Origin of the sequence: Kosakonia pseudosacchari, assembly GCF_900184035.1 — a bacterium.
Lineage (GTDB): Bacteria > Pseudomonadota > Gammaproteobacteria > Enterobacterales > Enterobacteriaceae > Kosakonia > Kosakonia pseudosacchari.
Window position 1 is genome coordinate 20,070 of sequence record NZ_FXWP01000025.1, and the last position, 24,343, is coordinate 44,412.

Genomic DNA, 24,343 nt, shown 5'->3' on the forward strand with positions numbered 1-24,343 from the left:
AGATTAGTACAGACGAGTACGGCGTGCGTTTTCGCGAGCCAGTTTCTTCGCGTGACGTTTCACTGCGGATGCTTTAGCGCGTTTACGTTCGGTAGTCGGTTTTTCATAGAACTCACGACGACGAACTTCCGCCAGAACACCTGCTTTCTCGCAGGAACGTTTGAAGCGACGCAGAGCTACGTCGAACGGCTCGTTTTCACGTACTTTAATTACCGGCATGTGCCTCTCACCTTTGATTAATTCGGTTTGCCGCTGGCGTTCACGCCAGCTTATTTCAAAATGGTGCGGAATTTTACTGCAAGTGCTGCTGCTTTGTAAAGCACCGCCGCCCTTTTTGAAAGGGGACTTTTGTAAGGGTGAGGAGTATACACGAACTCCGCTGCATGAGTGAGCAAAGTTTTACTTCGACCCGCATTCGCCCTACACTGCGCGCTATTGCAAAGAGGTAAACAGAGTCATGCGCATACTGGGCATTGAAACATCCTGCGATGAAACCGGCATCGCAATTTATGACGATCAACAAGGGCTTCTGGCCAACCAACTGTATAGTCAGGTAAAACTCCACGCCGATTACGGTGGCGTCGTGCCAGAGCTGGCTTCGCGCGATCACGTGCGTAAAACCGTACCGCTGATTCAGGCCGCGTTGAAAGAGTCCGGATTAACTGCGAAAGATATCGATGCAGTGGCTTACACCGCAGGGCCTGGTCTTGTCGGTGCGCTGCTGGTTGGCGCGACGGTTGGTCGTTCGCTCGCTTTCGCCTGGAACGTTCCCGCCATCCCGGTTCACCATATGGAAGGGCACTTGCTGGCGCCAATGCTGGAAGAGAATCCACCGGCGTTTCCATTCGTTGCGCTGCTGGTTTCCGGTGGGCATACGCAGCTTATCAGCGTAACTGGCATCGGACATTATGAGCTGCTTGGTGAGTCGATTGATGATGCCGCCGGGGAAGCTTTTGATAAAACGGCTAAGCTGCTGGGGCTTGATTATCCGGGTGGGCCGATGCTCTCAAAACTGGCGGCTCAGGGCACGGAAGGTCGTTTTGTCTTCCCGCGTCCGATGACCGATCGTCCGGGGCTGGATTTTAGCTTCTCCGGTCTGAAAACTTTCGCGGCGAATACCATTCGTAACAACGGTTCTGACGGCCAAACCCGCGCCGATATTGCGCGTGCGTTTGAAGATGCCGTGGTTGATACGCTAATGATCAAATGCAAGCGTGCGCTGGATCAAACCGGTTTTACGCGTCTGGTGATGGCGGGCGGTGTGAGCGCCAACCGTACGCTGCGTGCGAAACTGGCGGAAATGATGCACAAACGTCGTGGCGAAGTGTTCTATGCGCGCCCGGAGTTTTGCACCGATAACGGCGCGATGATCGCCTATGCGGGAATGGTGCGTCTGAAAGCGGGTAATGATGCAGGGCTGGGTGTGACGGTGCGTCCGCGCTGGCCACTGGCGGAGTTGCCTGCGGCGTAAACCGTGATGGCCCGGTAGCACAAGGTGCGCCGGGCACTGTTACGACGCTTTTTCTTTCTCTTCTTTTTTCTTCTTCAGCTTCGACCAGATTTTGCCTTCCTGGTGTCGCCACAGGCGCTGAATATTGTCGTGATGGCGTAGCAGAATCAGGCAGGACAGCATCGCGACCGGGAAAGTGAACTGCGGTTTGAACCACCAGACATAAAAGGGCGCGATCAACGCGCTGACAATCGCCCCCAGCGATGAATAGCCGCTCAGCAGTACCGTTAACAGCCAGGTTCCCGCCATCACGCCTGTTAAATCCCAGCCGATAGGTGCAATAGCGCCAAATGCCGTTGCCACCCCTTTACCGCCTTGAAACTTAAAGAAAACCGGCCAGATATGACCAAGACAGGCGGCAATCGCAATAAGGCCGAGCCAGAACGGCGTTACGCCAAGCGCGTACGCGCCCCACACCGGCAGCATGCCTTTTAAGACGTCAAAAATCAGTACCGTTAGCGCTGCACCTTTGCCGCCAATGCGTAATACGTTGGTCGCTCCGGGGTTGCCGGAGCCACTCTCGCGCGGATCGGGCAGACCGGCGATGCGGCAGACCAGAATGGCGCTGGAAATAGAGCCACAAAGGTATGCAAGGAGAATCATCCCAGGCGCGATTGCACTCATAACGCTGTTCCGTTGTGAAAATGTCGTTTTATTCTCTGCATCCATGGATAATACGCATAAATGATGGAAAGTGGTATCCAGGTTTTGCGCAAAATCTGACAGGCAGCCACTAAAGATGCGGCCTGGCAGCGGCAATGGCGGAGCAAATAGCAGGCGAGGTGAGATGGACATTGTATTTATAGAGCAGCTTTCGGTTATCACCACCATTGGTGTTTACGACTGGGAACAGACCATTGAGCAGAAGCTGGTGTTCGATATCGAAATGGCCTGGGATAACCGCGTTGCGGCAAAAAGCGACAATGTGAACGATTGTCTGAGCTATGCGGATATCGCAGATGTCATTATCGGCCACGTCGAAGGCGGGCGTTTTGCGCTGGTTGAACGCGTTGCGGAGGAGGTGGCTGAGCTGTTGCTGGCGCGCTTTAATTCGCCCTGGGTGCGTATCAAATTGAGCAAACCAGGTGCGGTTGCGCGGGCGCTGAATGTGGGCGTAATCATTGAGCGTGGCTTAAATCCGAAAGAAAGTATTTAAATTCATAATAGTTAAACCAAGCGCTAGTATTCAGGTCATAGATCTCGGTCTTTCACGGCTTCTCCGCGGGATAAGCCGTTTTTTATATCTTTTTAGGGGTTTATTTGATGGGCGATATGCATTCATTGCTGGTAGCAGCCATTCTGGGTGTCGTTGAAGGTCTCACAGAATTTCTGCCCGTATCCAGTACCGGTCACATGATAATCGTTGGGCATTTATTAGGCTTTGAAGGTGATACGGCAAAAACGTTCGAGGTGGTGATCCAGTTAGGTTCGATCCTCGCGGTAGTGGTGATGTTCTGGCGGCGTTTGTTTGGCCTGATTGGCATTCATTTCGGCAAGCAGCCGCATGAAGGCACTGGCACCGGCCGCCTGACGCTGATTCATATCCTGTTAGGCATGATCCCGGCGGTGGTGCTGGGACTGGTATTCCACGATACCATCAAATCGCTGTTTAACCCGCTAAACGTGACCTATGCACTGGTGGTGGGTGGTTTCTTGCTGATTGCCGCTGAAGTGCTGAAGCCGAAAGTCCCGCGCGCGCAGGGCGTGGATGATATGACTTATCGCCAGGCTTTTATGATTGGTTGCTTCCAGTGTCTGGCACTGTGGCCGGGTTTTTCCCGTTCCGGGGCGACGATCTCAGGCGGGATGCTGATGGGCGTTAGCCGCTATGCGGCGTCCGAGTTCTCTTTCCTGCTGGCGGTGCCGATGATGATGGGCGCGACGGTACTGGATCTCTACAAGAGCATGGGCTTTCTCACCGTGAGTGATATCCCAATGTTCGCCGTCGGTTTTATCACCGCATTTATCGTTGCGCTGATTGCCATCAAAACCTTCCTGGAGCTGATTAAACACATCTCTTTTATTCCGTTCGCGATTTACCGTTTTGTGGTCGCGGCAGCGGTTTATCTGGTCTTCTTCTAAGACTTGCGCCCTCAGTCTTTTGGCTGAGGGCAACGATGTTCCTTCCAGACCGCCAGCGCGGCAATCCGCCGACGCGTCAGCTCCTCACGCACTTCCGCTCCCTTAAACCCTGCCTCTATGACGGCTTTCGTCGGCACGGCGCGCGCCACTTCCCAGGCTTCGCGCAGTAAACGCCCCTGCGAATAGTCGCAGGCTTCAAAACCGGTGCGCCCACGCACGTCCGCTTCGCTGGTCAGCGCGATTTGCTCAACACGCTGCGGTTTACGCCAGGCGTCGATGGAATCGAACAATTTGACGATGGTTTTCGGCTGCAAAATAGGAAAGGTGTGGATCAGGTCGTGGAACTCGGCCACCAGTTTGGCTAAATCGCGGATCTCGTTTGGTACGCGCAGTCGCTGGCACAACCCCTCGACCAGTTTGACGCCCGCCGGGCCGTGCCCGTGATGGCGCGGCCAGAGCGCTTTTGGCGTTAGCGCTTTGCCTAAATCATGGCACAACGTGGCGAAGCGCACATCCACCTGCGGGCTGAGCATTGCCGCCATCGAGAGCGTCATTAGCGTATGTATGCCGGTGTCGATTTCCGGGTGCCATTTCGCCGGTGCCGGTACGCCAAACAGCGCGTCGATTTCCGGGAACAGCACTTTCAGCGCGCCGCAATCGCGTAGCACCTGGAAATAAACCTGAGGATTACGGGTTTGCAGCGCGCTCTCGGTCTCTTTCCACACCCGTTCGGGGGTCAGGTGCTCAAGTTCGCCCGCATCGGTCATCGAGCGCATTAGCGCCAGTGTTTCATCGGCGATACGAAAGCTGAGGTGCGCGTAACGGGCAGCAAAGCGCGCAACGCGTAACACGCGCAGCGGATCTTCACCAAACGCCGGCGAGACGTGGCGCAGAATGCGGTTACGCAAATCCTGCTGACCGCCATAGGGATCGATAATCTCACCCTGGCTATCTTGTGCCAGCGCGTTCACGGTTAAATCACGGCGCAGCAGATCCTGCTCCAGTGTGACGTCTGGCGCGGCATAACAGGTGAAACCGGTATAGCCGGAGCCAGATTTGCGCTCGGTACGCGCCAGCGCATACTCTTCGTGGCTTTGCGGGTGGAGGAACACAGGAAAATCACGGCCTACCTGCTGGTAACCCGCGTCGAGCATCTCTTGCGGCGTTGCGCCAACAACAACCCAATCTTTGTCTTTGACCGGCAGGCCCAACAACGTATCACGTACTGCACCACCGACCAGATAACTCTTCACGCCGCCACTCTCCTCTACACATTTGCCGACAGATAATACGTAAGTGTAGAGAAGATGGCGAATCTGCTTAGTTCATCCAGCGATCTTTGCGTTTACGGGTAGGGATCATATGCGGTAACAGCAGACCGAGGATCAAGCCTGCGCCTAGCACGCCGCCACCATACATAAACCACTGCATAATGATGGTGCGCTGTTTGTCATCCAGTTGCAGGTTCGCGGCATTCACCTTCTTCTGCGCCACGATTAACTCATTTTTGAGCTTTTGATTTTCATCTTTCAGACCGCTAATCACGCTATCGCTCTGGGCGACTTTCTGCTGCATTTCGGCGGTTTTCTGGTTCCAGGTATTGTCGATATTGCTCAGTTTATCGGTCAGCGTTTTCACCTGGTTTTCCAGCTCTGGCACGCGGGTGCGCAGACTTGGCTGGCTGTTCAGCTCTTTCAGGGGGATCCACGCGGTACGCCCGGTACTGTCGCGCACCTGGCCGTAATCACTGTTTTCCTGCAACAGCGTGACTTCCTCACCGGCATTCACCGTGCCGACAAGGCGATAATTATCGCCCGGGCCGCTACGAACCCAGGTATTCAGTTCATCGGAAACGTAACGTTTTTCTTCGGCGTGGGTACCAACGGACACGCTAAGTGCAAAAAGGGTCAATCCAATCAGGCGTAATTTTGGCATCAGGCAGTCATTTTTTTCATTAAATGTGAGTGATAAACAGTGGCAACAGTCTGACGATACCTGGCTGCTGGCATCAATCGGAATCTTCCAGGTCAAACTGCGCACTTACGCGAACTTTTGCACCCGTCAGATTGCGCATTGCATGGCAATTTGACGCAAAATACTATCTACTGACAAACATCGGGCGCGTTAGTTCGCCGAAATTTTCACTGATGTGACATAACCATAAGTGCAAGGCCATGGCTCAGGAAATCGAATTAAAGTTTATCGTGAAGAGCGACAGCGTGGAAACGCTTCGTCAACATCTGCATACGCTGACCGAAGAACATATCGCGTCCAGCCAGTTACTCAACATCTATTACGAGACGCCGGATAACTGGCTGCGCGGCCACGATATGGGGCTGCGCATCCGTGGTTTTGACGGCCAGTACGAAATGACGATGAAAATCGCCGGGCGGGTGATTGGCGGTTTGCATCAGCGGCCTGAATACAATATCCCGCTTACTCAGCCGGAACTCGATCTGGCGCGCTTCCCGGCGGAAGTGTGGCCTGATGGTGTACTTCCGCAAGATTTACAGGCGCGAGCGCAGCCGCTATTTAGTACGGATTTCTACCGTGAAAAATGGCTGGTTAACGTTGGCGAGAGCCGCATTGAGATTGGCCTTGATTTAGGCGAAGTCAAAGCGGGTGAATTTGTTGAGCCGATTTGTGAACTGGAACTGGAACTGCTGAGCGGTTCTCCGGCGGATATCCTCAAGTTGGCGCGCCAACTGATAAATGTCTCCGGGTTGCGTCAGGGCAGCCTGAGTAAAGCGGCGCGTGGTTATCACCTGGCACAGGGCAATGCCGTGCGCGAACGCCGCCCAACGGCGATTCTGCAAACCCCCGCGAAGGCCAGCATTGAGCAGGCTTTTGCCGCCGCGCTGGAACTGGCGTTGTCGCAATGGCAATACCATGAAGAGCTGTGGGTGCGTGGCAATGAGAAAGCGAAAGCCGATGTGTTGAGCGCCATTGCGTTGCTGCGTCACACGCTGACGCTGTTTGGCGGTATCGTTCCTCGTAAAGCGAGCGCTCACTTACGTGATCTGTTGACGCAGTCCGAAGCGACCATTACTTCAGCCGTTTCAGCAGATACGGCGGTGTGGAGTGCGCAATCAGCCCTGGCGAAACTGGTGCTCACCGAGTGGTTAGTGACGCAGGGCTGGCGAACCTTCCTTGATGAAAAAGCGCAGGCTAAGTTTGCCGACTCCTTTAAACGCTTTGCTGACGTTCATCTTTCACGCAGCGCCGCCGAGCTGAAAAAAGCCTTTGCCCAGCCGCTGGGCGACAGCTATCGCGACCAGTTACCGCGGCTGGCGCGTGATATCGACAGCGCGTTATTGCTGGCCGGACATTACGATCGCGCGCGCGCCGTGGAGTGGCTGGAAAACTGGCAGGGGCTTCAGCACGCTATTGAAACGCGCCAGAGAGTTGAAATCGAACATTTCCGTAATACCGCCATTACCCAGGAGCCGTTCTGGTTGCACAGCGGAAAACGTTAACGAAAGGATATTTCGCATGCCGCACCACGCAGGATTGTCGCAGCACTGGCAAACGGTTTTTTCTCGTCTGCCGGAAGCGCTCACCGCGCAACCATTGAGCGCGCAGGCGCAGTCAGTGCTCACTTTTAGTGATTTTGTTCAGGACAGCATCATCGCGCATCCTGAGTGGCTGGCAGAGCTTGAAAGCGCACCGCCGCCAGCGAACGAGTGGCAACACTACGCGCAATGGCTGCAAGCGGCGCTGGAGGGCGTCACCGATGAAACCTCGCTGATGCGCACGCTGCGGCTGTTTCGCCGTCGCATTATGGTGCGCATCGCCTGGAGTCAGGCGCTACAGTTGGTGGCGGAAGAGGATATCCTGCAACAGCTCAGCGTGCTGGCGGAAACCCTGATCGTCGCCGCGCGCGACTGGCTCTATGACGCCTGCTGCCGTGAGTGGGGAACGCCGTGCAATCCGCAAGGCGTCGCGCAGCCGATGCTGGTGCTCGGTATGGGTAAACTTGGCGGCGGCGAACTCAATTTCTCATCCGATATCGATTTGATTTTCGCCTGGCCGGAAAATGGCGCCACGCGCGGCGGACGCCGTGAGCTGGATAACGCACAGTTTTTTACCCGCCTTGGTCAACGGCTAATTAAAGTCCTCGACCAGCCAACGCAGGATGGCTTTGTCTACCGTGTCGATATGCGCTTGCGTCCCTTTGGCGACAGCGGCCCGCTGGTGCTGAGTTTTGCCGCGCTGGAAGATTACTACCAGGAGCAGGGGCGCGACTGGGAACGATACGCGATGGTGAAAGCGCGCATTATGGGGGACAACGACGGCGACCATGCGCGAGAGTTGCGCGCCATGCTGCGCCCGTTCGTTTTCCGCCGCTATATCGACTTCAGCGTGATCCAGTCTCTGCGCAACATGAAAGGCATGATTGCCCGCGAAGTGCGGCGTCGCGGCCTGAAGGACAACATAAAACTCGGCGCGGGCGGTATTCGCGAAATAGAGTTTATCGTGCAGGTTTTCCAGTTGATTCGCGGCGGTCGCGAGCCTGCGCTGCAATCGCGTTCGCTGTTGCCGACGCTTGCTGCCATTGATCAACTGCATCTGCTGCCGGATGGTGATGCACCCCGGTTGCGCGAGGCGTATTTGTGGCTGCGACGGCTGGAAAACTTGCTGCAAAGCATTAATGACGAACAGACACAGACGCTGCCGGCCGATGATCTGAATCGCGCGCGCCTCGCCTGGGGAATGGGCAAAGAGAGCTGGGAAGCGCTCTGCGAAACGCTGGAAGCGCATATGTCGGCGGTGCGGCAGATTTTCAACGATCTGATTGGCGATGATGAAACGGATTCGCCGGAAGATGCGCTTTCTGAGGGCTGGCGCGAATTGTGGCAAGATGCGTTGCAGGAAGAGGACTCCACGCCCGTGCTGGCGCATCTTTCCGAGGACGATCGCCGCCGTGTGGTGGCGCTGATTGCCGATTTTCGCAAAGAGCTGGATAAACGCACCATTGGCCCTCGCGGGCGACAAGTACTCGATCACTTAATGCCGCATCTGCTCAGCGATGTATGCTCGCGTGACGATGCGCCAGTGCCGTTGTCGCGCCTGACGCCGCTGCTCACCGGGATTATTACCCGCACCACTTACCTTGAGCTGCTGAGTGAATTCCCCGGTGCGCTGAAACACCTCATTTCCCTGTGCGCCGCGTCGCCGATGGTGGCCAGCCAACTGGCGCGCTACCCGATCCTGCTCGATGAACTGCTCGACCCGAACACGCTCTATCAACCGACGGCGATGAACGCCTATCGCGATGAACTGCGACAATACCTGTTGCGCGTGCCGGAAGAGGATGAAGAGCAGCAACTGGAGGCGCTACGGCAGTTTAAGCAGGCGCAGTTGTTGCGCGTAGCGGCGGCAGATATCGCCGGTACGTTACCCGTCATGAAAGTGAGCGATCACTTAACCTGGCTGGCGGAAGCGATTATCGATGCGGTGGTGCAGCAAGCCTGGAACCAGATGGTGGCGCGTTACGGCCAGCCGACGCATCTGCACGATCGCGAAGGGCGCGGTTTCGCCGTGGTCGGTTACGGCAAACTTGGCGGCTGGGAATTAGGTTACAGCTCCGATCTGGATCTGGTGTTCCTGCACGACTGCCCGATGGATGTGATGACCGATGGCGAGCGTGAAATCGATGGCCGCCAGTTCTATTTGCGCCTCGCACAGCGCGTGATGCACCTGTTCAGCACGCGCACGTCGTCCGGCATTCTTTATGAAGTCGATGCGCGTTTGCGCCCGTCCGGCGCGGCCGGAATGCTGGTGACCACTGCGGAAGCGTTCGCCGATTATCAAAAAAATGAAGCCTGGACATGGGAGCATCAGGCGCTGGCGCGTGCGCGCGTGGTGTACGGCGATCCGCAACTGACCGCCGAATTTGACACCATTCGCCGCGATATCCTGATGACCTCCCGCGATGCGGCCACCCTGCAAACCGAAGTGCGCGAAATGCGTGAGAAAATGCGCGCCCATCTTGGTAACAAGCACAAAGACCGTTTCGATCTAAAAGCCGATGAAGGCGGTATTACCGATATTGAGTTTATCGCTCAGTATCTGGTGCTGCGCTTTGCCCATGAGAAGCCGAAACTGACGCGCTGGTCGGATAATGTGCGCATCCTCGAAGGGCTGGCGCAAAACGGCATCATGGATGAGCAGGAAGCGCAGGCATTGACGCTGGCGTACACCACGTTGCGTGATGAGCTGCACCACCTGGCGCTGCAAGAGCTGCCAGGACATGTGGCGCTCTCCTGTTTTGTCGCCGAGCGTGCGCTTATCAAAACCAGCTGGGACAAGTGGCTGGTGGAACCGTGCGCCCCGGCGTAAGTGTGGTATCATCGCGCGCAAATTTTGTATCTCTCAGGAGACAGGAATGAAAGTTACGCTGCCAGAGTTTAAGCAAGCCGGTGTCATGGTGGTGGGTGATGTGATGCTGGATCGCTACTGGTACGGCCCAACCAGCCGCATTTCTCCGGAAGCGCCAGTTCCGGTTGTGAAAGTCGATACTATTGAAGAGCGACCGGGCGGTGCGGCAAACGTGGCGATGAACATTGCCTCGCTGGGCGCAACGGCGCGTCTGGTTGGCCTGACTGGCATTGATGATGCGGCGCGCGCGCTGAGCAAAGCGCTGGCGGATGTTAATGTTAAATGTGACTTCGTTTCTGTTCCGACGCACCCCACCATCACTAAGCTGCGTGTGCTGTCGCGCAACCAGCAGCTGATTCGCCTGGATTTTGAAGAGGGCTTTGACGGGGTCGATCCGCAACCGCTGCATGAACGCATCAGCCAGGCGCTTGGCAACATTGGCGCGCTGGTGCTGTCGGATTACGCCAAAGGTGCGCTGGCAAGTGTTCAGCAGATGATCGCGCTGGCGCGCAAAGCGGGTGTGCCGGTGCTTATCGATCCGAAAGGCACTGATTTTGAACGCTATCGCGGCGCCACTCTGCTGACCCCGAACCTTTCTGAGTTTGAAGCGGTAGCCGGGAAGTGCAAAAGCGAAGACGAGATCGTCGAACGCGGCATGAAAGTGATTGCCGATTATGAACTTTCTGCACTGTTAGTGACTCGTTCCGAGCAGGGGATGACGCTGCTGCAGCCGGGCAAAGCACCACTGCATATGCCGACCCAGGCGCAGGAAGTGTATGACGTCACTGGCGCGGGCGATACGGTGATTGGCGTGCTGGCGGCGACGCTGGCGGCCGGGAATTCACTGGAAGAAGCATGCTATTTCGCCAACGCTGCTGCAGGCGTGGTGGTCGGTAAACTCGGTACCTCAACCGTGTCGCCAATTGAGCTGGAAAACGCGGTGCGTGGTCGTTCAGAAACCGGTTTTGGTGTGATGACGGAAGACGAACTGAAAGTCGCCGTCGCGGCGGCGCGTAAGCGCGGCGAGAAAGTGGTGATGACTAACGGCGTGTTCGACATTCTGCATGCCGGGCATGTCTCTTATCTGGCGAATGCGCGCAAACTGGGCGATCGCCTGATTGTTGCGGTTAACAGTGACGCGTCTACCAAACGCCTGAAAGGGGAAACTCGCCCGGTTAACCCGCTTGAGCAGCGCATGATTGTGCTGAGCGCGCTGGAAGCCGTGGACTGGGTGGTGTCCTTTGAAGAGGATACGCCGCAGCGCCTGATTGCCGGGATCCTGCCGGACCTGCTGGTGAAAGGTGGTGATTACAAACCCGAACAGATCGCCGGTAGCGAAGAAGTCTGGGCGAACGGTGGCGAAGTGCTTGTGCTCAACTTTGAAGACGGTTGCTCAACCACCAACATCATCAAAAAGATCCAGAAAGATAGCCAATAACGGCGCGGCTGGTGAATGGTGAAAAAGAAAAAGCCCTCTTTATGAGGGCTTTTTACTATTGTTCATCAACCGGTGGAATAGCAGGGGCCGGTTTCACTTCAGTGACATTGCCGCTGTTGCGACTTTCCAGCTCGCTGAGGCGCTGTTCCAGCAACGCCAGTTTTTCGCGGGTGCGCAGCAGAACTTGTGTCTGTACGTCAAACTCTTCGCGGCTGACCAGATCGAGGCGGGTTAACTGCGATTGCAACGTCTGGCGGATCTTCTTCTCAACGTCTTCCCCAAACTCACGGATCCCTTTCGGCATGGATTCGTGAACCTGTCGCGCAATCTGTTCAATTTTCTTCGGATCAATCATGTTGGGGTCCCTGTTCGGATAGGTTCATGGAGTTATTGTAGTGTGATAACCCCAGGTGATAAACCAGAATTGTTTGAAGCTTATGCATTGCCGAAGATTATCAATGGCGTTATAGTTATCGCGCTTATTCTCAGGGCGGGGCGAAATTCCCCACCGGCGGTAAATCAGCGCATGCTGAAAGCCCGCGAGCGCTTCAGGTTACCGCCTGAAGGTCAGCAGATCCGGTGTAATTCCGGAGCCGACGGTTAAAGTCCGGATGGGAGAGAGTAACGAATCTGTCGGGCAATGACGCCCGCTCGCGTTATTTTTTTGCCGCATTGCGACACTCCTAAGACTGCCCTGATTCTGGTAACCATAACTTTATTGAGGTCTTTTACCATGAATCAGACGCTGCTTTCTTCTTTTGGCACGCCTTTCCAACGTATTGAACACGCTCTTGCCGCGCTGCGCGAAGGCCGTGGTGTGATGGTGCTCGATGACGAGAACCGCGAAAACGAAGGCGACATGATTTTCGCCGCTGAAACCATGACCGTTGAGCAGATGGCGCTGACCATTCGCCACGGTAGCGGCATTGTTTGTCTGTGCCTGACCGACGAACGCCGTAAACAACTCGATCTGCCAATGATGGTAGAGAACAACACCAGCGCATTTGGCACCGGTTTTACTGTGACCATTGAAGCGGCGCACGGCGTAACCACCGGCGTTTCGGCGGCTGACCGTCTTACCACCGTTCGTGCGGCGATTGCCGATGGCGCTAAACCGTCCGATCTGAACCGTCCTGGTCACGTATTCCCGCTGCGTGCGCAGCCGGGTGGCGTGCTGACTCGTGGTGGTCACACAGAAGCGACTATCGATTTAGTGACGCTGGCGGGCTTCAAACCGGCGGGTGTGCTGTGTGAATTAACCAATGACGATGGTTCGATGGCGCGCGCGCCGGAATGCATCGCCTTTGCGAAACAGCACAATATGGCAGTAGTGACAATTGAAGACCTGGTGGCTTATCGCCAGGAACATGAGCGCAAAGCCAGTTAATTAATCGTTCGCCTTATTCATAAAAATCCGCAGCTTTTAGCTGCGGATTTTTTTTGCCTGTTCTGCGTCAAAGTTTGGCGCGCTTCTGGTCAGCACGCATTGAAAATCTGCTGTTCTACTTATAAAGTGGTAAGCGCTGCAGCGAGTATTAAAACGGATTTGAGATTTTTCTAACTCGTTCAAATTAAGTGGCTTCGTGATTCATTTGTGAAGCAATTTTTGCCGAATATATGACGGAGGCAATGTGTTTATTTCCTGGTATTGGATTGTGGCTATTGTTGTGCTGGTTGTTGGCTATATCCACGTGCTTAAACGTAATTGCAAAGCCTGCCGTCACGATCGCGAAGCGATTTATAAAGGTTATTTACGCGTGCTTGATGAGGTGAAAAAACTGCGGCGCGTTGGGCAGGGCGATTAAAACACCGCTGCCCGCAATCACCTTATTTAACCGCCAAATCCCATTGCCTGTAGCGCCACCAGGCTTAACCCCATCACCGACATGCCGCACAGTACGCCGTAGCTCGGGTTGTTATTCGGATCGATCTCTTTTGCCAGCGGCATTAATTCATCAACCGACAGCGCCACCATGATCCCGGCAACCGCCGCCATAATCGCCGCCATCACTACCGGCGAGACCAGGCTTCCCAGAATCAGCCACGCCAGCACGCCGCCAAGGATTTCCGCCATACCCGAGATGCCCGCCCAGAATACCGCACTGCGTTTTGACCCGGTTGCCGCATACACCGGCCCGGCGACCGCCAGCCCTTCAGGAATATTGTGTAACGCGACCGCGAAGGCAATGCCAAAACCGAGCTCCAGATCGTTGCTGGCGGTAACGTAAGTCGCGATCCCTTCCGGAAAGTTATGCAGGCTGATACCGAGCGTCAGCAAAATGGCGGTACGGCGAATACCGCGCGGAAAAGTTTGCTGTGTGCCCTGCATTAAATCTTGCGGATGGGCGTGCGGTAACATGCGATCCAGCGCGAAATAGCCCAGCAAGCCGACGACAAACATGCCGTAGCCGAGCATAGGCGACATATTTTCCGTTGCCAGTGCGGCGGGCAACATCTCCATCAGCGAGATAAGCAGCATGATCCCGGCGGCAAAACCGAGCGAAAACGCCAGTACGCGGTTTGAGGGCTTCTGGCCGATAACACCAAGAAGCGCGCCAATAAACGTCGCCGCGCCTGCCAGGATGGTCAGAATCAAAGGTACTGACATAGGTTGCTCCTTTATGATAATCATTCTCATTAATCTACGTTTTTGTTGCACGAAAAGCGAGACGGGTTGGCTGGCTTTACGCATTCCTTACATTCAAAATTACTGATGATCTTCATCACGGTTATCTGAGTTCTTCACCTACCGAAAAAGCGTAATCTACGTTTATCAAATAGACACACTCAGTAAGGATATCACCATGTCAGCACCTCGCATGCCCGCACTGTTTTTGGGCCACGGCAGCCCAATGAATGTGCTGGAAGATAACGTTTATACCCGCGCCTGGCGCGCTCTGGGCGAGACGCTGCCACGCCCGAAAGCGATTGTGGTGGTATCCGCGCACTGGTTTACTCGCGGAACCGGCGTAACCGCCATGGAAGCGCCAAAAACTATCCATGATTTTGGCGGTTTTCCGCAGGCGTTGTACGACACGCATTATCCGGCACCTGGCTCGCCAGAGCTGGCTCAGCGTTTGGTGGAGTTGCTCTCGCCTGTGCCAGTAACGCTGGATAAAGAAGCCTGGGGTTTTGACCACGGTTCATGGGGCGTGTTGATCAAAATGTACCCGAACGCGGATATTCCGATGGTGCAGCTCAGTATCGACAGCACCAAACCGGCGGCATGGCACTTCGAAATGGGCCGCAAGCTGGCGGCGCTTCGCGATGAAGGCATCATGCTGGTTGCCAGCGGTAACGTGGTACATAACCTGCGTACCGCGCGCTGGCATGGCGAAAATACCCCTTATCCGTGGGCAACGGCGTTCAATGATTATGTGAAAGAGAACCTGACCTGGCAGGGGCCAACTGAGCAGCATCCGTTAGTCAATTATCTTGACCATGAAGGCGGTTCGCTCTCTAACCCGACGCCGGATCACTTCCTGCCTCTGCTGTATGTGCTTGGCGCATGGGATGGCAAGGAACCGGTGTCGATACCGGTCGAGGGTATCGAGATGGGATCGCTCAGTATGCTTTCGGTCCAGGTTGGCTAAATGAATGGCGCGTTATGCGCCATTTTTTTCGCCTGAAAATAGAAAACTTCGAGGAGGATCGCAAAAAAAAGCACCTGAAATACGGTTTTTTTGAAAATAAAAAGAGCTTCGCTACAAAAATGAAACGGCGTGCTGAATTTCGGCTCTTTTTGTGAACATCATCGTCGCAATAACCCACCTGAGTGACTACGCTTCAGAGTGTCTGGTTTTCAGACATACCCATAAAAACAATCCGGTGTAATGCCACGAACATTCTGTTCGCGGTCGGTCTTTTGCGCCTAAAAATTAAACCCTCTGGAGACACGGAAATATGAACTCAGCGAAAACCTTACAAAAAGTCTGTATTAGTTCCGCTCTGCTGTTTATCTCCCACGCCTCTGTCGCCCAAACCTTTCGCGCTGCCGATGTTCATCCCGCCGACTACCCGAATGTGGTGGCGGTAAAACATATGGGTGAAAAACTCAGCAAGGCGACAGATGGTCGGCTGGATATTAAGACCTTTCCAGGCGGCGTATTAGGCGACGAGAAGCAAGTCATTGAACAAGCACAAATTGGTGCCATTGATATTATTCGTGTCTCGATGACGCCAGTCGCGGCGATATTACCGGAAATCAACGTCTTTACGCTGCCTTATATTTTTCGCGATGAAGACCATATGCATAAAGTTCTGGATGGCATGATTGGCCAGGAAATTGGTAATCGCCTGTCGGAAAGCAGTAAATCGCGCCTGATCTTCCTGGGCTGGATGGACGCCGGAACGCGTAACCTGATCACCAAAGCGCCAGTCACTAAGCCGGAAGATCTTAAAGGCATGAAAATCCGTGTGCAGGGCAGCCCCATTGCGCTTGATACGCTGAAAGCGATGGGTGCTAACTCGGTGGCGATGGGGGTCAGCGAAGTGTTCAGCGGAATGCAAACCGGCGTAATTGATGGCACCGAAAATAACCCGCCCACATTCGTCGCGCATAACTATTTACCGGTCGTCAAAAATTATACCTGGAGTAAGCATTTTATTATTCCCGAGCTGTTTTTGTTCTCAAAAGCCAAATGGGACAAGCTGAAAAAAGAGGATCAGGAATTAATTCTCAAACTGGCGAAAGAGGCACAAGCAGAACAGCGCGAATTGTGGAAAACCTATAACGAAAAATCGCTGGAAGCGATGAAAACGGGTGGCGTGCAATTCCATGACATTGATACCAAAGCGTTTTTTGAAGCGACCCAACCGGTGCGCGATAAATACGGCAAAGCGCATCAGGAGCTGATTACCCGTATTCAACAAGTGCAATAACTTTTGCCGGGCAGGCTTGTTTTATCTCCTGCCCATTTGCAACTTTCACCTGGAAAACTGCTATGGCTGAACGCTATTCGTTGTTGATGGATATTCTGTACCGGATATCGATGTGGATTGCTGGTCTGGCGCTGTTAATTATGGTGGCGATTATTCCGGTGGGCATTTTCGCCCGCTACGTCATGAACAGCGCGTTATCGTGGCCGGAGCCGGTCGCGATTATTTGCATGGTGACCTTTACCTTTATTGGCGCCGCCGTGAGCTACCGCGCGGGTTCGCATATTGCGGTCAGTATGGTTACCGATCGTTTAAGCGAACCGCTGCGCAAAGTCTGCTTTGTGTTTGCGGATTTGATGCTGCTGGCGATCAGCGTTTTTATTCTCTGGTATAGCACGGCGCTATGCGCGGAATTATGGGAACAACCGGTCGCCGAATTCCCGCTCTTTACCGCAGGAGAAAGCTATTTACCACTGCCTGTCGGTTCTGCCATTACCATCTTGTTTATTATCGAAAAAATGTTTTTTGGCGCGCAATATCACCGCCCGGTGGTGATGCTGGGTTCATCGAGCTAATCCCCGATCACATCCCGTAAGGAACGTTTATGGATGCATTTATTCTGGTCTTTACGCTGGCCATTATGCTGGCGGTGGGTGTACCGGTGGCTTACGCCGTGGGCATTAGCGCGGTGCTTGGCGCGTGGTATATCGATATTCCGCTGGAAGCGGTGATGATCCAGCTGACTAACGGCGTGAATAAGTTCTCGTTGCTGGCGATCCCGTTTTTTATTCTCGCAGGCGCGATCATGGCCGAAGGGGGGATCGCCCGGCGGTTGGTCAATTTCGCCTATATTTTTGTCGGCTTTATTCGCGGCGGGCTGTCGTTAGTCAATATTGTCGCTTCCACGTTTTTCGGCGCGATTTCTGGATCGTCCGTGGCCGATACCGCCTCGATCGGTTCGGTGATGATCCCGGAAATGGACAAAAAAGGGTATCCGCGTGATTTTGCCGCCGCGGTTACCGCCAGTGGATCGGTGCAGGCGATCTTAACGCCGCCGAGCCATAATTCGGTGATCTACTCGCTGGCGACGGGCGGTACGGTTTCTATTGCCGCGCTGTTTATTGCCGGGATCCTGCCGGGTTTGTTGCTCAGTTTTACCCTGATGGTGATGTGCGTGGCATTCGCTCATAAACGCGGTTATCCAAAAGGGGAGCGCGTGCCGTTTCGCCAGGCGTTGAAGATCTTCGTGGATACGCTGTGGGGGCTGATGACGGTGGTGATCATCATGGGCGGCATCCTGTCCGGGATTTTCACTGCGACAGAGTCAGCGGCGATCGCCTGCCTGTGGGCCTTTTTCGTCACCATGTTTATTTACCGCGATTACAAATGGTCGGAGCTGCCAAAGCTGATGTACCGCACGGTGAAAACAGTGACGATTGTGATGATCCTGATTGGCTTTGCCGCCGCGTTCGGGGCGGTGATGACCTATATGCAATTACCCGCTCGCATTACGGAAGCCTTCACCCAAATCTCGGATAACAAATACGTTATTTTGATGTGCATTAATATCATGCTGCTCTTGCTCGGCACGCTGATGGACATGGCGCCGCTGATTTTGATCCTGACGCCGGTGCTGCTGCCAGTGACCAATGCGCTGGGCATCGATCCGGTACATTTCGGCATGATCATGCTGGTAAACCTGGGAATTGGCTTGATCACACCGCCTGTCGGATCGGTGCTGTTTGTCGCCAGTGCGGTCAGCAAACAGAAGATCGAACAGGTAGTAAAAGCGATGCTGCCGTTCTACCTGATCCTGTTTTTAGTACTGATGCTGGTAACCTATATTCCGGCGATCTCGCTGTTCCTGCCGAAACTGTTTGGTGTGTTGTAAGGCAATAAAAAACCCGGCCTGAGTCGCCGGGTTTTCGCTTATTCCACAAAGATGTGCGGATAGAAGCGGGAGAGATCCTGCGTTATCAAGGCGCGATCTTCGCGAATGCCGATCCCGGCAGGTTGATCATTGATAAGCCAGCTGCCAATCAGCGTATAGCTGTCGCCGAACTTAGGGAGCTGGCAGAACTGCTGCACGATCATGCCTTCTTCGCCGTACGGCCCTTCGACGGCTTCGACCGTTTTGCCGTTCTCAATGATCGACACATTGGCGCCTTCGCGGGAGAAAATAGGTTTAACAACGTATTTTTCCATCTCCGGGTGCGCGTCTTCGGCAAAATAAGCCGGCAGCAAGTTCGGGTGATCCGGGAACATTTCCCACAACATCGGTAACAGTGCTTTGTTGGAAATAATGCTTTTCCAGGCGGGTTCCAGCCAGCGTACGCCTGCGTCCTCCAGCTTGGTAGAGAACATTTCGCGCAGCATATATTCCCACGGATAGAGCTTAAACAGGTTACCAATCACCTGGTCTTGCAAATCCGTGAACTGACCTTTTTCCCCAAGACCAATGTCTTCGATATAAAGGAATTCGGAGGCCAGCTCAGCTTCGGCCGCACAATCCTGCAAATATTGCACCGTACCGCGATCTTCGATCGTATCGCGGCAGCAGGTGAAATGCAGGAGCTGAAAACCGTGCTGCTCACGCAACTCGGCAAAGCGCTCAATCAGCTTCTCTTGCAGACTATTGAACTGATCGCTGCCTTGCGGCAGGTTACCGGCATTGAGCTGATCTTCCAGCCAGATCCACTGAAAGAAGGCGGCTTCATACAGCGAGGTCGGCGTATCCGCATTGTTTTCCAGCAGCTTCGGTTCGCCAATGCCATCCCAGGCGAGATCGAGGCGCGAATACAAAGAGGGTTGATGCGTGGCCCATGACTGGCGCACAAAACTCCAGGTGTGCTTAGGGATGCGAAACTTCGCCATCAGCTCATCACTGGCGACGACTTTCTCTACCACTTTCAGGCACATCTGGTGCAATTCTGCGGTCACCTCTTCCAGCTTCTCAACCTGCGCAAGCGTCAGCTTGTAATAGGCATCTTCACACCAGTAGGGCTCGCCGTACATGGTGTGAAAATTGAAGCCGTACTCGGTGGCTTTTTCGCGCCAGTCCGGGCGCTCGGTAATACTGATTCTTTCCATGGCGCTTAGCCGCCCATTGAACGGGTGGTTGTACCGCTGGCGCTACGCTGCATGGTGTTCTGCTTCGCCACAGATTCACCAAAGCCGCCGCGCGTTACCGTGGTGGTAGTAGCCGGTTTTGGTGCCATCGCCGTTTTCGGCACGTTAATGGTACGACCGGGCTGCGCTGCGCCATAGCCTTTTCCGGAAGCATCGGTGTACTGACCATAAGCCGGGCTTGCCGGATTACGCGAGCTGAACAGCGGCTGCTGTGCAAAGCCCGCGCCGCCGCCCATCATACGACCCATCATGTAACCAGCCATCAGCGGCATCCAGAAGCTGCCGCTGGACTGCGCCTGCGCCTGGTTTTCCGGCGCTACGCCAGCCTGTACCGGTGCGGCCTGGCACTGACCTTCACCGAACTCGGCAACGCAATCTTCACGCGTGGCGTATTTCGGCGCGGTGCGCTCAGCTTCTTTCAGCGCGTTGTTATACGCGGCGGTACATTCCGCGCTTTTCCCCGGGTTCGCCGATGAGCAATCATCCGCGTTTTGATAGAGGGAAACTGTCTCGTCACTTTTTTCACAACCCGCCAGCATAAAAACAGCGGTAACCGCCAGCGCGACAGGCGTCAGATGGCGTGCGCTCCAGCTTTTGCGGAACGTTGCGTGTTGGATGTTTTTTGTCCGTTTCATTGTAATATTCCTGGACCCCAAAGGCATGAGTAAACGCTCAGGATAGAGGATGAGGGAGGGAAGTTAAAGCAAGGAGGGGAGGCCTTTACGTTGCCTTACGTAAAAACGGGGGCTGGATGCCCCCGTTGTCGAAAAGTACTGATTAACGTTTCACGCTGGTGCGTGCTGCGGCAGGTTGTGCGTTGCCGTTGAAGTTATCAACACTTGCTGCCTGCTGCGCATCTTCCGGCGCGACGCTTTCCGGCGCGGTATCGACCGGTTTACCCAGCGTGCTGTTCAACGCCAGCAAATCCTGCTCGTTCAAAGAACCCAGCGCGGATTTGATGTTCAGCTGGTTGATCAGGTAGTTGTAACGCGCGCTGGAGAGCTGCTGCTTGGCGTTATACAGCGTGGTGGTCGCATCCAGCACATCGACGATAGTACGCGTGCCCACGGAGTAACCCGCTTCCATCGCATCCAGAGAGCTCTGGGCAGAAACCACCGCCTGTTTGTAGGCGTTGATGCTGCTGATGGAGGCATTCACGTTATTAAAGGAGGAGCGCACGGTCTGCACCACGTTGCGGTGCGCGCTTTCCAGTTGCTCGCTCGCGCCAACAAAGTTGTACTGCGCCTGTTTCACCTGCGAACTCACTTGGCCGCCCTGGTACAGCGGCAGGGAGAAGCTCAGGCCCACTTTATTCTGACCGGCGTCAACATCCGGGTTTTGCGCGCTTTTGGAACCGCTGTAAGAGGTGTTAGAAACACCCGTCGAGGCGGTTAAATTCAGCGTTGGCAAATGACCATCTTGCGCCTGGCGAATTTGCTCGCGCGCCAGATCCTGGCTCAGACGCGCCTGCAGCAGGGTCAGGTTACGGTTTTCCGCTTCCTTCAGCAGCGCATTAACGGCTTGCGGTTTCTCGGTCTTGAAATTGTCGACGTTCAGCGAGGCCAGTTGCGGGTAGTAATTACCGGTGACCTGACGTAGCGCTTCCACCATGTTGTCGAGATTGTTGCGCGCGGTCACTTCGTTTGCCAGTACGGTGTCATACTGCGAACGGGCGTTTTGCACGTCGGTGATGGCGACCAGGCCAACGTTAAAGCGTTGGGTCGTTTGATCCAACTGGCGGTAGATCGACTGTTTCTGTGCTTCGGTGTAGGAAAGCGTATCAATGGCGCTCAGCACGTTGAAATAGGCGGTGGCCGTATTCAAAATCAACGTTTGCTGATCGGTCTGCCAGGTGACGTCCTGAATACCTGCGGTTTTTTCCTGCAGCGTCAAAGCGCGCCATTTCGACATATCAAAAATGGTTTGCGTTAACTGCAAGGAGGCGCTGGTGACATTCGAATTGACGCCTTTGCTGTCACGGTAGCCATTGGAATAGTCATAATCTGCACCCAAACCAAGCTGAGGCAGTAACGGGCTACGCGCTTCGTTAATCTTTTCAAAAGCAGCATCGCGGTCAGCGGCGGATTTACGCAGATCCGGGTTGCTCAAACGCGCCTGCTGATAAACCTGTAACAGGTTTTCTGCCTGGCTCATGGCGCTGAAGCCGGTCAGGCTCAGGCCGATAAGGAGGGGGAGCAATTTCTTCATTTGCATTCCTTGTTGTGAAGCAGTATTAGCGCTGGTCTAAATTAGAAAAAATAATCGCCGATTCTACCAGATAGAAGCACCGCTTCAGCTTGGCGTAACGTGCCATCGGCGTAAATATGCATCAATCTATCACATAGCACTTGAAACGATAGCTATACAGGCTTGAAATCTACTGCTTTGTCATTATTTCAAAAGAGACGCCGCCCATGAGTAAGCCAGTAGCATCCGCAGTGACTTTCACAAAAAACGATGTAGAAATTATTGCACGGGAAACGCTCTACAGCGGTTTTTTTTCGCTCGATCTATACCGCTTTCGCCACCGGTTATTCAATGGCGAAATGAGCGGTGAAGTCCGCCGTGAAATTTTTGAACGCGGTCACGCCGCAGTCTTGCTACCCTTTGACCCAGTGCGCGACGAAGTTGTGCTGATCGAACAGATCCGCATTGCGGCGTTTGATACCAGCGAAACCCCATGGTTACTCGAAATGGTGGCCGGCATGATTGAAGAAGGCGAAAGCGATGAAGATGTTGTGCGTCGCGAAGCCATCGAAGAGGCCGGTCTGCACGTTGGTCGTGTGAAAAGAATGTTGAGTTATTTGGCAAGCCCTGGCGGCACCAGCGAGCGTTCCGCCGTGTTGGTGGGCGAAGTGGATGCCACGCAGGCCTCGGGTATTCATGGTCTGGTGGATGAAAACGAAGATATTCGTGTTCATGTGGTGAGTCGGGAACAGGCTTACCAGTGGGTAGAAGAGGGGAAAATCGACAACGCAGCGTCTGTCATTGCCCTGCAATGGCTGCAACTGCATCATGAGAGCTTACGAAACGAGTGGAAAAAATGAAGCGTTATACACCTGACTTCCCAGAAATGATGCGCCTGTGCGAAACCAATTTCGCCCAGTTGCGCCGCTTGCTGCCGCGTAATGACGTAGCGGGCGAAACGGTGAGCTATCAGGTGACCAACGCGCAGTACCGGTTAACGATAGTCGAGTCCACCCGCTACACTACGCTTGTGGAAATTGAGCAGACCGCGCCATCGATTAGTTACTGGAGCTTGCCGTCAATGACGGTGCGCCTTTATCACGATGCGATGGTGGCCGAAGTGTGTTCGAGTCAGCAGATCTTTCGTTTCAAAGCGCGTTATGATTATCCGAATAAAAAGTTGCATCAACGCGACGAAAAGCATCAAATTAACCAGTTTCTGGCCGATTGGCTGCGTTACTGTTTAGCACATGGAGCAATGGCGATTCCGGTTTGTTAGCGTCGTGAAACCTAAGGACACCATTTGGAAAGCCTGTTAAACCTCTCTCTGGCGGGTGAGCCCAGAGTGAGGGTATTACAAATAACTGATTCTCACCTGTTTGCCGAAAAGCATGAAACGTTGTTAGGGGTGAATACCTGGGAAAGCTATCAGGCGGTACTGGAAGCTATCCGCTCTCAGCAGCGTGAATGCGATCTTATTGTCGCCACCGGCGACCTGGCACAGGACCATACCGCTGCGGCTTATCAGCTTTTCGCTGATGGCATCGCAAGCTTTGACGCGCCTTGCGTTTGGCTGCCGGGCAACCACGATTTCCAGCCCGCTATGTACAGCGCGTTGCAGGATGCGGGGATCTCGCCGGCGAAACGCGTTTTTATCGGCGAGCACTGGCAAATTCTGCTGCTGGACAGCCAGGTGTTTGGCGTACCGCATGGTGAATTGAGCGAGTTCCAGCTCGACTGGCTGGAGAAGAAACTCACCGACAGCCCGCAGCGCCACACCTTATTGCTGCTTCATCATCATCCACTCCCTTCCGGCTGCAGTTGGCTCGATCAACACAGCCTGCGTAACGCGGGTGAGCTGGATAACGTGTTACAGCGTTTTCCGCAGGTGCGGTATCTGTTGTGCGGGCATATTCATCAGGAGCTGGATCTCGACTGGAATGGCCGTCGTCTGCTGGCGACGCCATCGACCTGCGTACAATTTAAACCGCACTGCGCCAACTTTACGCTCGATACCATCGCGCCAGGCTGGCGCTGGCTGGAACTCTACCCGGACGGAACCTTGCACACCGAAGTTTGCCGCCTGGAAAGTACCCGGTTCAGGCCGGACACCGCTTCAGAAGGTTACTGATGTCCACGCTTCTTTATCTGCACGGGTTTAACAGCTCGCCGCGTTCCGCCAAGGCGACGCAGCTTTCGCAATGGCTGGCGCAGCATCACCCGGAGATCAACGTGATTGTGCCCCAGTTACCGCCTTATCCGGCGGCAGCGGCGGAACTGCTGGAATCTCTGGTGCTGGAACAGGGCGGAAAACAGCTCGGGATCGTCGGTTCCTCGCTCGGCGGCTATTACGCCACCTGGCTTTCGCAATGTTTCATGTTGCCAGCGGTGGTGGTGAATCCTGCGGTGCGACCGTTTGAATTGCTGGCAGATTATCTCGGGCATAACGAGAACCCCTACACAGGGCAGCAATATGTGCTAGAGTCTCGCCATATTTACGAGCTCAAAGTGATGCAAGTTGACCCGCTCGAAGCGCCGGATTTAATCTGGCTGCTACAACAAACCGGGGACGAAGTGCTGGATTACCGCCAGGCGGTGGCTTATTACGATGCCTGCCGTCAGACAGTTGAAGAGGGCGGAAACCATGCTTTTGTGGGCTTTGAGAATCATTTCACACAGATTATCGATTTCCTTGGGCTGCATTGAGCCATCAGGGAAACGATGCGGTCACTATCTAC

Annotated in this window: 25 protein-coding genes and 1 riboswitch; of the genes, 16 read left to right on the forward strand and 9 right to left on the reverse strand. The window is 54.5% G+C overall.

Annotated features, from left to right (window positions below; genetic code table 11):
• Nucleotides 1–3 precede the first annotated feature (3 nt).
• The gene (rpsU, locus tag BN2591_RS18725) at nucleotides 4–219 is read right to left on the reverse strand and encodes a 30S ribosomal protein S21 (protein ID WP_001144069.1); all 216 of its coding nucleotides are present in this window, start codon (nucleotides 217–219) and stop codon (nucleotides 4–6) included.
• A gap of 238 nt (nucleotides 220–457) precedes the next feature.
• On the opposite strand from rpsU, the gene tsaD reads away from it, so the two are divergent.
• Complete coding sequence (gene tsaD, locus BN2591_RS18730) at nucleotides 458–1,471, forward strand: tRNA (adenosine(37)-N6)-threonylcarbamoyltransferase complex transferase subunit TsaD (RefSeq protein ID WP_086873369.1); 1,014 nt, start codon at nucleotides 458–460, stop codon at nucleotides 1,469–1,471.
• A 39-nt stretch (nucleotides 1,472–1,510) separates the two neighbouring features.
• On the opposite strand, the gene plsY is transcribed toward tsaD, so the two are convergent.
• Nucleotides 1,511–2,134: a glycerol-3-phosphate 1-O-acyltransferase PlsY gene (gene plsY, locus BN2591_RS18735; RefSeq protein WP_017457434.1), complete on the reverse strand. Its 624-nt coding sequence runs from the start codon at nucleotides 2,132–2,134 to the stop codon at nucleotides 1,511–1,513.
• 163 nt (nucleotides 2,135–2,297) lie between these two features.
• On the opposite strand from plsY, the gene folB reads away from it, so the two are divergent.
• Both folB and bacA read left to right on the forward strand, forming a co-directional pair.
• Entirely contained in the window at nucleotides 2,298–2,666 is a 369-nt protein-coding gene (gene folB, locus BN2591_RS18740) for a bifunctional dihydroneopterin aldolase/7,8-dihydroneopterin epimerase (RefSeq protein WP_065370028.1), read from the forward strand.
• 107 nt (nucleotides 2,667–2,773) lie between these two features.
• The gene (bacA, locus tag BN2591_RS18745) at nucleotides 2,774–3,592 is read left to right on the forward strand and encodes an undecaprenyl-diphosphate phosphatase (protein ID WP_017457436.1); all 819 of its coding nucleotides are present in this window, start codon (nucleotides 2,774–2,776) and stop codon (nucleotides 3,590–3,592) included.
• 11 nt (nucleotides 3,593–3,603) lie between these two features.
• Here the strand turns inward: bacA and BN2591_RS18750 are convergent, their stop codons facing one another.
• On the reverse strand, nucleotides 3,604–4,845 hold the full coding sequence (locus BN2591_RS18750) for a multifunctional CCA addition/repair protein (protein ID WP_017457437.1): 1,242 nt from the start codon (nucleotides 4,843–4,845) through the stop codon (nucleotides 3,604–3,606).
• A gap of 67 nt (nucleotides 4,846–4,912) precedes the next feature.
• Nucleotides 4,913–5,527, reverse strand: a complete 615-nt coding sequence (locus BN2591_RS18755) for a TIGR04211 family SH3 domain-containing protein (RefSeq protein ID WP_086873370.1) — start codon at nucleotides 5,525–5,527, stop codon at nucleotides 4,913–4,915.
• A 239-nt stretch (nucleotides 5,528–5,766) separates the two neighbouring features.
• Between BN2591_RS18755 and BN2591_RS18760 the strand changes: the two genes are divergently transcribed.
• The 3 genes from BN2591_RS18760 to hldE are packed head-to-tail and all read left to right on the forward strand — an operon-like array spanning nucleotide 5,767 to nucleotide 11,411.
• A complete protein-coding gene (locus BN2591_RS18760) occupies nucleotides 5,767–7,068 on the forward strand; it encodes a CYTH domain-containing protein (protein ID WP_086873371.1) in 1,302 nt (433 codons plus the stop codon).
• A 16-nt stretch (nucleotides 7,069–7,084) separates the two neighbouring features.
• On the forward strand, nucleotides 7,085–9,934 hold the full coding sequence (glnE, locus tag BN2591_RS18765) for a bifunctional [glutamate--ammonia ligase]-adenylyl-L-tyrosine phosphorylase/[glutamate--ammonia-ligase] adenylyltransferase (RefSeq protein ID WP_086873372.1): 2,850 nt from the start codon (nucleotides 7,085–7,087) through the stop codon (nucleotides 9,932–9,934).
• Between the two features lie 46 nt (nucleotides 9,935–9,980).
• Complete coding sequence (gene hldE, locus BN2591_RS18770; protein WP_086873373.1) at nucleotides 9,981–11,411, forward strand: bifunctional D-glycero-beta-D-manno-heptose-7-phosphate kinase/D-glycero-beta-D-manno-heptose 1-phosphate adenylyltransferase HldE; 1,431 nt, start codon at nucleotides 9,981–9,983, stop codon at nucleotides 11,409–11,411.
• A gap of 55 nt (nucleotides 11,412–11,466) precedes the next feature.
• Here hldE and ubiK read toward each other — a convergent pair whose 3' ends face one another.
• A complete protein-coding gene (gene ubiK / locus BN2591_RS18775; protein WP_086873374.1) occupies nucleotides 11,467–11,766 on the reverse strand; it encodes a ubiquinone biosynthesis accessory factor UbiK in 300 nt (99 codons plus the stop codon).
• Between the two features lie 122 nt (nucleotides 11,767–11,888).
• Nucleotides 11,889–12,038, forward strand: a riboswitch (FMN riboswitch).
• A gap of 106 nt (nucleotides 12,039–12,144) precedes the next feature.
• On the opposite strand from ubiK, the gene ribB reads away from it, so the two are divergent.
• Nucleotides 12,145–12,798, forward strand: a complete 654-nt coding sequence (ribB, locus tag BN2591_RS18780) for a 3,4-dihydroxy-2-butanone-4-phosphate synthase (RefSeq protein WP_017457444.1) — start codon at nucleotides 12,145–12,147, stop codon at nucleotides 12,796–12,798.
• A gap of 244 nt (nucleotides 12,799–13,042) precedes the next feature.
• Entirely contained in the window at nucleotides 13,043–13,216 is a 174-nt protein-coding gene (locus tag BN2591_RS24500) for a hypothetical protein (protein WP_017457445.1), read from the forward strand.
• Nucleotides 13,217–13,242: 26 nt separating this feature from the next.
• On the opposite strand, the gene zupT is transcribed toward BN2591_RS24500, so the two are convergent.
• Entirely contained in the window at nucleotides 13,243–14,019 is a 777-nt protein-coding gene (gene zupT, locus BN2591_RS18790) for a zinc transporter ZupT (RefSeq protein WP_017457446.1), read from the reverse strand.
• A gap of 196 nt (nucleotides 14,020–14,215) precedes the next feature.
• Here zupT and ygiD point away from each other — a divergent pair, with 196 nt between their 5' ends.
• From ygiD to BN2591_RS18810, 4 genes are all read left to right on the forward strand, one after another.
• Nucleotides 14,216–15,004 carry a 4,5-DOPA-extradiol-dioxygenase gene (gene ygiD, locus BN2591_RS18795; protein WP_086873375.1) on the forward strand — a complete coding sequence of 263 codons (789 nt, stop codon included), beginning with the start codon at nucleotides 14,216–14,218 and terminating at the stop codon, nucleotides 15,002–15,004.
• A gap of 310 nt (nucleotides 15,005–15,314) precedes the next feature.
• Nucleotides 15,315–16,292, forward strand: a complete 978-nt coding sequence (locus tag BN2591_RS18800; RefSeq protein WP_086873376.1) for a TRAP transporter substrate-binding protein — start codon at nucleotides 15,315–15,317, stop codon at nucleotides 16,290–16,292.
• Nucleotides 16,293–16,354: 62 nt separating this feature from the next.
• Nucleotides 16,355–16,864, forward strand: a complete 510-nt coding sequence (locus BN2591_RS18805) for a TRAP transporter small permease (protein ID WP_086873377.1) — start codon at nucleotides 16,355–16,357, stop codon at nucleotides 16,862–16,864.
• 29 nt (nucleotides 16,865–16,893) lie between these two features.
• Nucleotides 16,894–18,180, forward strand: coding sequence for a TRAP transporter large permease (locus BN2591_RS18810; protein WP_017457451.1), 1,287 nt, complete (start codon nucleotides 16,894–16,896; stop codon nucleotides 18,178–18,180).
• A 38-nt stretch (nucleotides 18,181–18,218) separates the two neighbouring features.
• Here the strand turns inward: BN2591_RS18810 and BN2591_RS18815 are convergent, their stop codons facing one another.
• From BN2591_RS18815 to tolC, 3 genes are all read right to left on the reverse strand, one after another.
• Nucleotides 18,219–19,379 carry a glutathionylspermidine synthase family protein gene (locus tag BN2591_RS18815; RefSeq protein WP_086873378.1) on the reverse strand — a complete coding sequence of 387 codons (1,161 nt, stop codon included), beginning with the start codon at nucleotides 19,377–19,379 and terminating at the stop codon, nucleotides 18,219–18,221.
• Nucleotides 19,380–19,384: 5 nt separating this feature from the next.
• Entirely contained in the window at nucleotides 19,385–20,053 is a 669-nt protein-coding gene (locus tag BN2591_RS18820; protein ID WP_020455288.1) for a DUF1190 family protein, read from the reverse strand.
• A 142-nt stretch (nucleotides 20,054–20,195) separates the two neighbouring features.
• Nucleotides 20,196–21,626, reverse strand: coding sequence for an outer membrane channel protein TolC (tolC, locus tag BN2591_RS18825; protein ID WP_086873379.1), 1,431 nt, complete (start codon nucleotides 21,624–21,626; stop codon nucleotides 20,196–20,198).
• 206 nt (nucleotides 21,627–21,832) lie between these two features.
• Between tolC and nudF the strand changes: the two genes are divergently transcribed.
• The 4 genes from nudF to yqiA are packed head-to-tail and all read left to right on the forward strand — an operon-like array spanning nucleotide 21,833 to nucleotide 24,311.
• Complete coding sequence (gene nudF / locus BN2591_RS18830) at nucleotides 21,833–22,465, forward strand: ADP-ribose diphosphatase (protein ID WP_086873380.1); 633 nt, start codon at nucleotides 21,833–21,835, stop codon at nucleotides 22,463–22,465.
• Nucleotides 22,462–22,884, forward strand: coding sequence for a DUF1249 family protein (locus BN2591_RS18835; protein WP_017457456.1), 423 nt, complete (start codon nucleotides 22,462–22,464; stop codon nucleotides 22,882–22,884). Before nudF ends, BN2591_RS18835 begins: the two co-directional genes overlap by 4 nt.
• Nucleotides 22,885–22,908: 24 nt before the next feature.
• Nucleotides 22,909–23,736 (forward strand): 3',5'-cyclic-AMP phosphodiesterase, encoded by an 828-nt coding sequence (cpdA, locus tag BN2591_RS18840; RefSeq protein ID WP_086873381.1) that lies wholly within the window; start codon nucleotides 22,909–22,911, stop codon nucleotides 23,734–23,736.
• The gene (yqiA, locus tag BN2591_RS18845; protein WP_086873382.1) at nucleotides 23,736–24,311 is read left to right on the forward strand and encodes an esterase YqiA; all 576 of its coding nucleotides are present in this window, start codon (nucleotides 23,736–23,738) and stop codon (nucleotides 24,309–24,311) included. Before cpdA ends, yqiA begins: the two co-directional genes overlap by 1 nt.
• The last annotated feature ends 32 nt before the right edge of the window (nucleotides 24,312–24,343 follow it).

Bases quoted from the DNA above. Each gene is read 5' to 3' on its own strand.
- rpsU (WP_001144069.1), bottom strand. From the start codon at position 219: ATGCCGGTAATTAAAGTACGTGAAAACGAGCCGTTCGACGTAGCTCTG.
- tsaD (WP_086873369.1), top strand. From the start codon at position 458: ATGCGCATACTGGGCATTGAAACATCCTGCGATGAAACCGGCATCGCA.
- plsY (WP_017457434.1), bottom strand. From the start codon at position 2,134: ATGAGTGCAATCGCGCCTGGGATGATTCTCCTTGCATACCTTTGTGGC.
- folB (WP_065370028.1), top strand. From the start codon at position 2,298: ATGGACATTGTATTTATAGAGCAGCTTTCGGTTATCACCACCATTGGT.
- bacA (WP_017457436.1), top strand. From the start codon at position 2,774: ATGGGCGATATGCATTCATTGCTGGTAGCAGCCATTCTGGGTGTCGTT.
- BN2591_RS18755 (WP_086873370.1), bottom strand. From the start codon at position 5,527: ATGCCAAAATTACGCCTGATTGGATTGACCCTTTTTGCACTTAGCGTG.
- BN2591_RS18760 (WP_086873371.1), top strand. From the start codon at position 5,767: ATGGCTCAGGAAATCGAATTAAAGTTTATCGTGAAGAGCGACAGCGTG.
- glnE (WP_086873372.1), top strand. From the start codon at position 7,085: ATGCCGCACCACGCAGGATTGTCGCAGCACTGGCAAACGGTTTTTTCT.
- hldE (WP_086873373.1), top strand. From the start codon at position 9,981: ATGAAAGTTACGCTGCCAGAGTTTAAGCAAGCCGGTGTCATGGTGGTG.
- ubiK (WP_086873374.1), bottom strand. From the start codon at position 11,766: ATGATTGATCCGAAGAAAATTGAACAGATTGCGCGACAGGTTCACGAA.
- ribB (WP_017457444.1), top strand. From the start codon at position 12,145: ATGAATCAGACGCTGCTTTCTTCTTTTGGCACGCCTTTCCAACGTATT.
- zupT (WP_017457446.1), bottom strand. From the start codon at position 14,019: ATGTCAGTACCTTTGATTCTGACCATCCTGGCAGGCGCGGCGACGTTT.
- ygiD (WP_086873375.1), top strand. From the start codon at position 14,216: ATGTCAGCACCTCGCATGCCCGCACTGTTTTTGGGCCACGGCAGCCCA.
- BN2591_RS18800 (WP_086873376.1), top strand. From the start codon at position 15,315: ATGAACTCAGCGAAAACCTTACAAAAAGTCTGTATTAGTTCCGCTCTG.
- BN2591_RS18805 (WP_086873377.1), top strand. From the start codon at position 16,355: ATGGCTGAACGCTATTCGTTGTTGATGGATATTCTGTACCGGATATCG.
- BN2591_RS18810 (WP_017457451.1), top strand. From the start codon at position 16,894: ATGGATGCATTTATTCTGGTCTTTACGCTGGCCATTATGCTGGCGGTG.
- BN2591_RS18815 (WP_086873378.1), bottom strand. From the start codon at position 19,379: ATGGAAAGAATCAGTATTACCGAGCGCCCGGACTGGCGCGAAAAAGCC.
- BN2591_RS18820 (WP_020455288.1), bottom strand. From the start codon at position 20,053: ATGAAACGGACAAAAAACATCCAACACGCAACGTTCCGCAAAAGCTGG.
- tolC (WP_086873379.1), bottom strand. From the start codon at position 21,626: ATGAAGAAATTGCTCCCCCTCCTTATCGGCCTGAGCCTGACCGGCTTC.
- nudF (WP_086873380.1), top strand. From the start codon at position 21,833: ATGAGTAAGCCAGTAGCATCCGCAGTGACTTTCACAAAAAACGATGTA.
- BN2591_RS18835 (WP_017457456.1), top strand. From the start codon at position 22,462: ATGAAGCGTTATACACCTGACTTCCCAGAAATGATGCGCCTGTGCGAA.
- yqiA (WP_086873382.1), top strand. From the start codon at position 23,736: ATGTCCACGCTTCTTTATCTGCACGGGTTTAACAGCTCGCCGCGTTCC.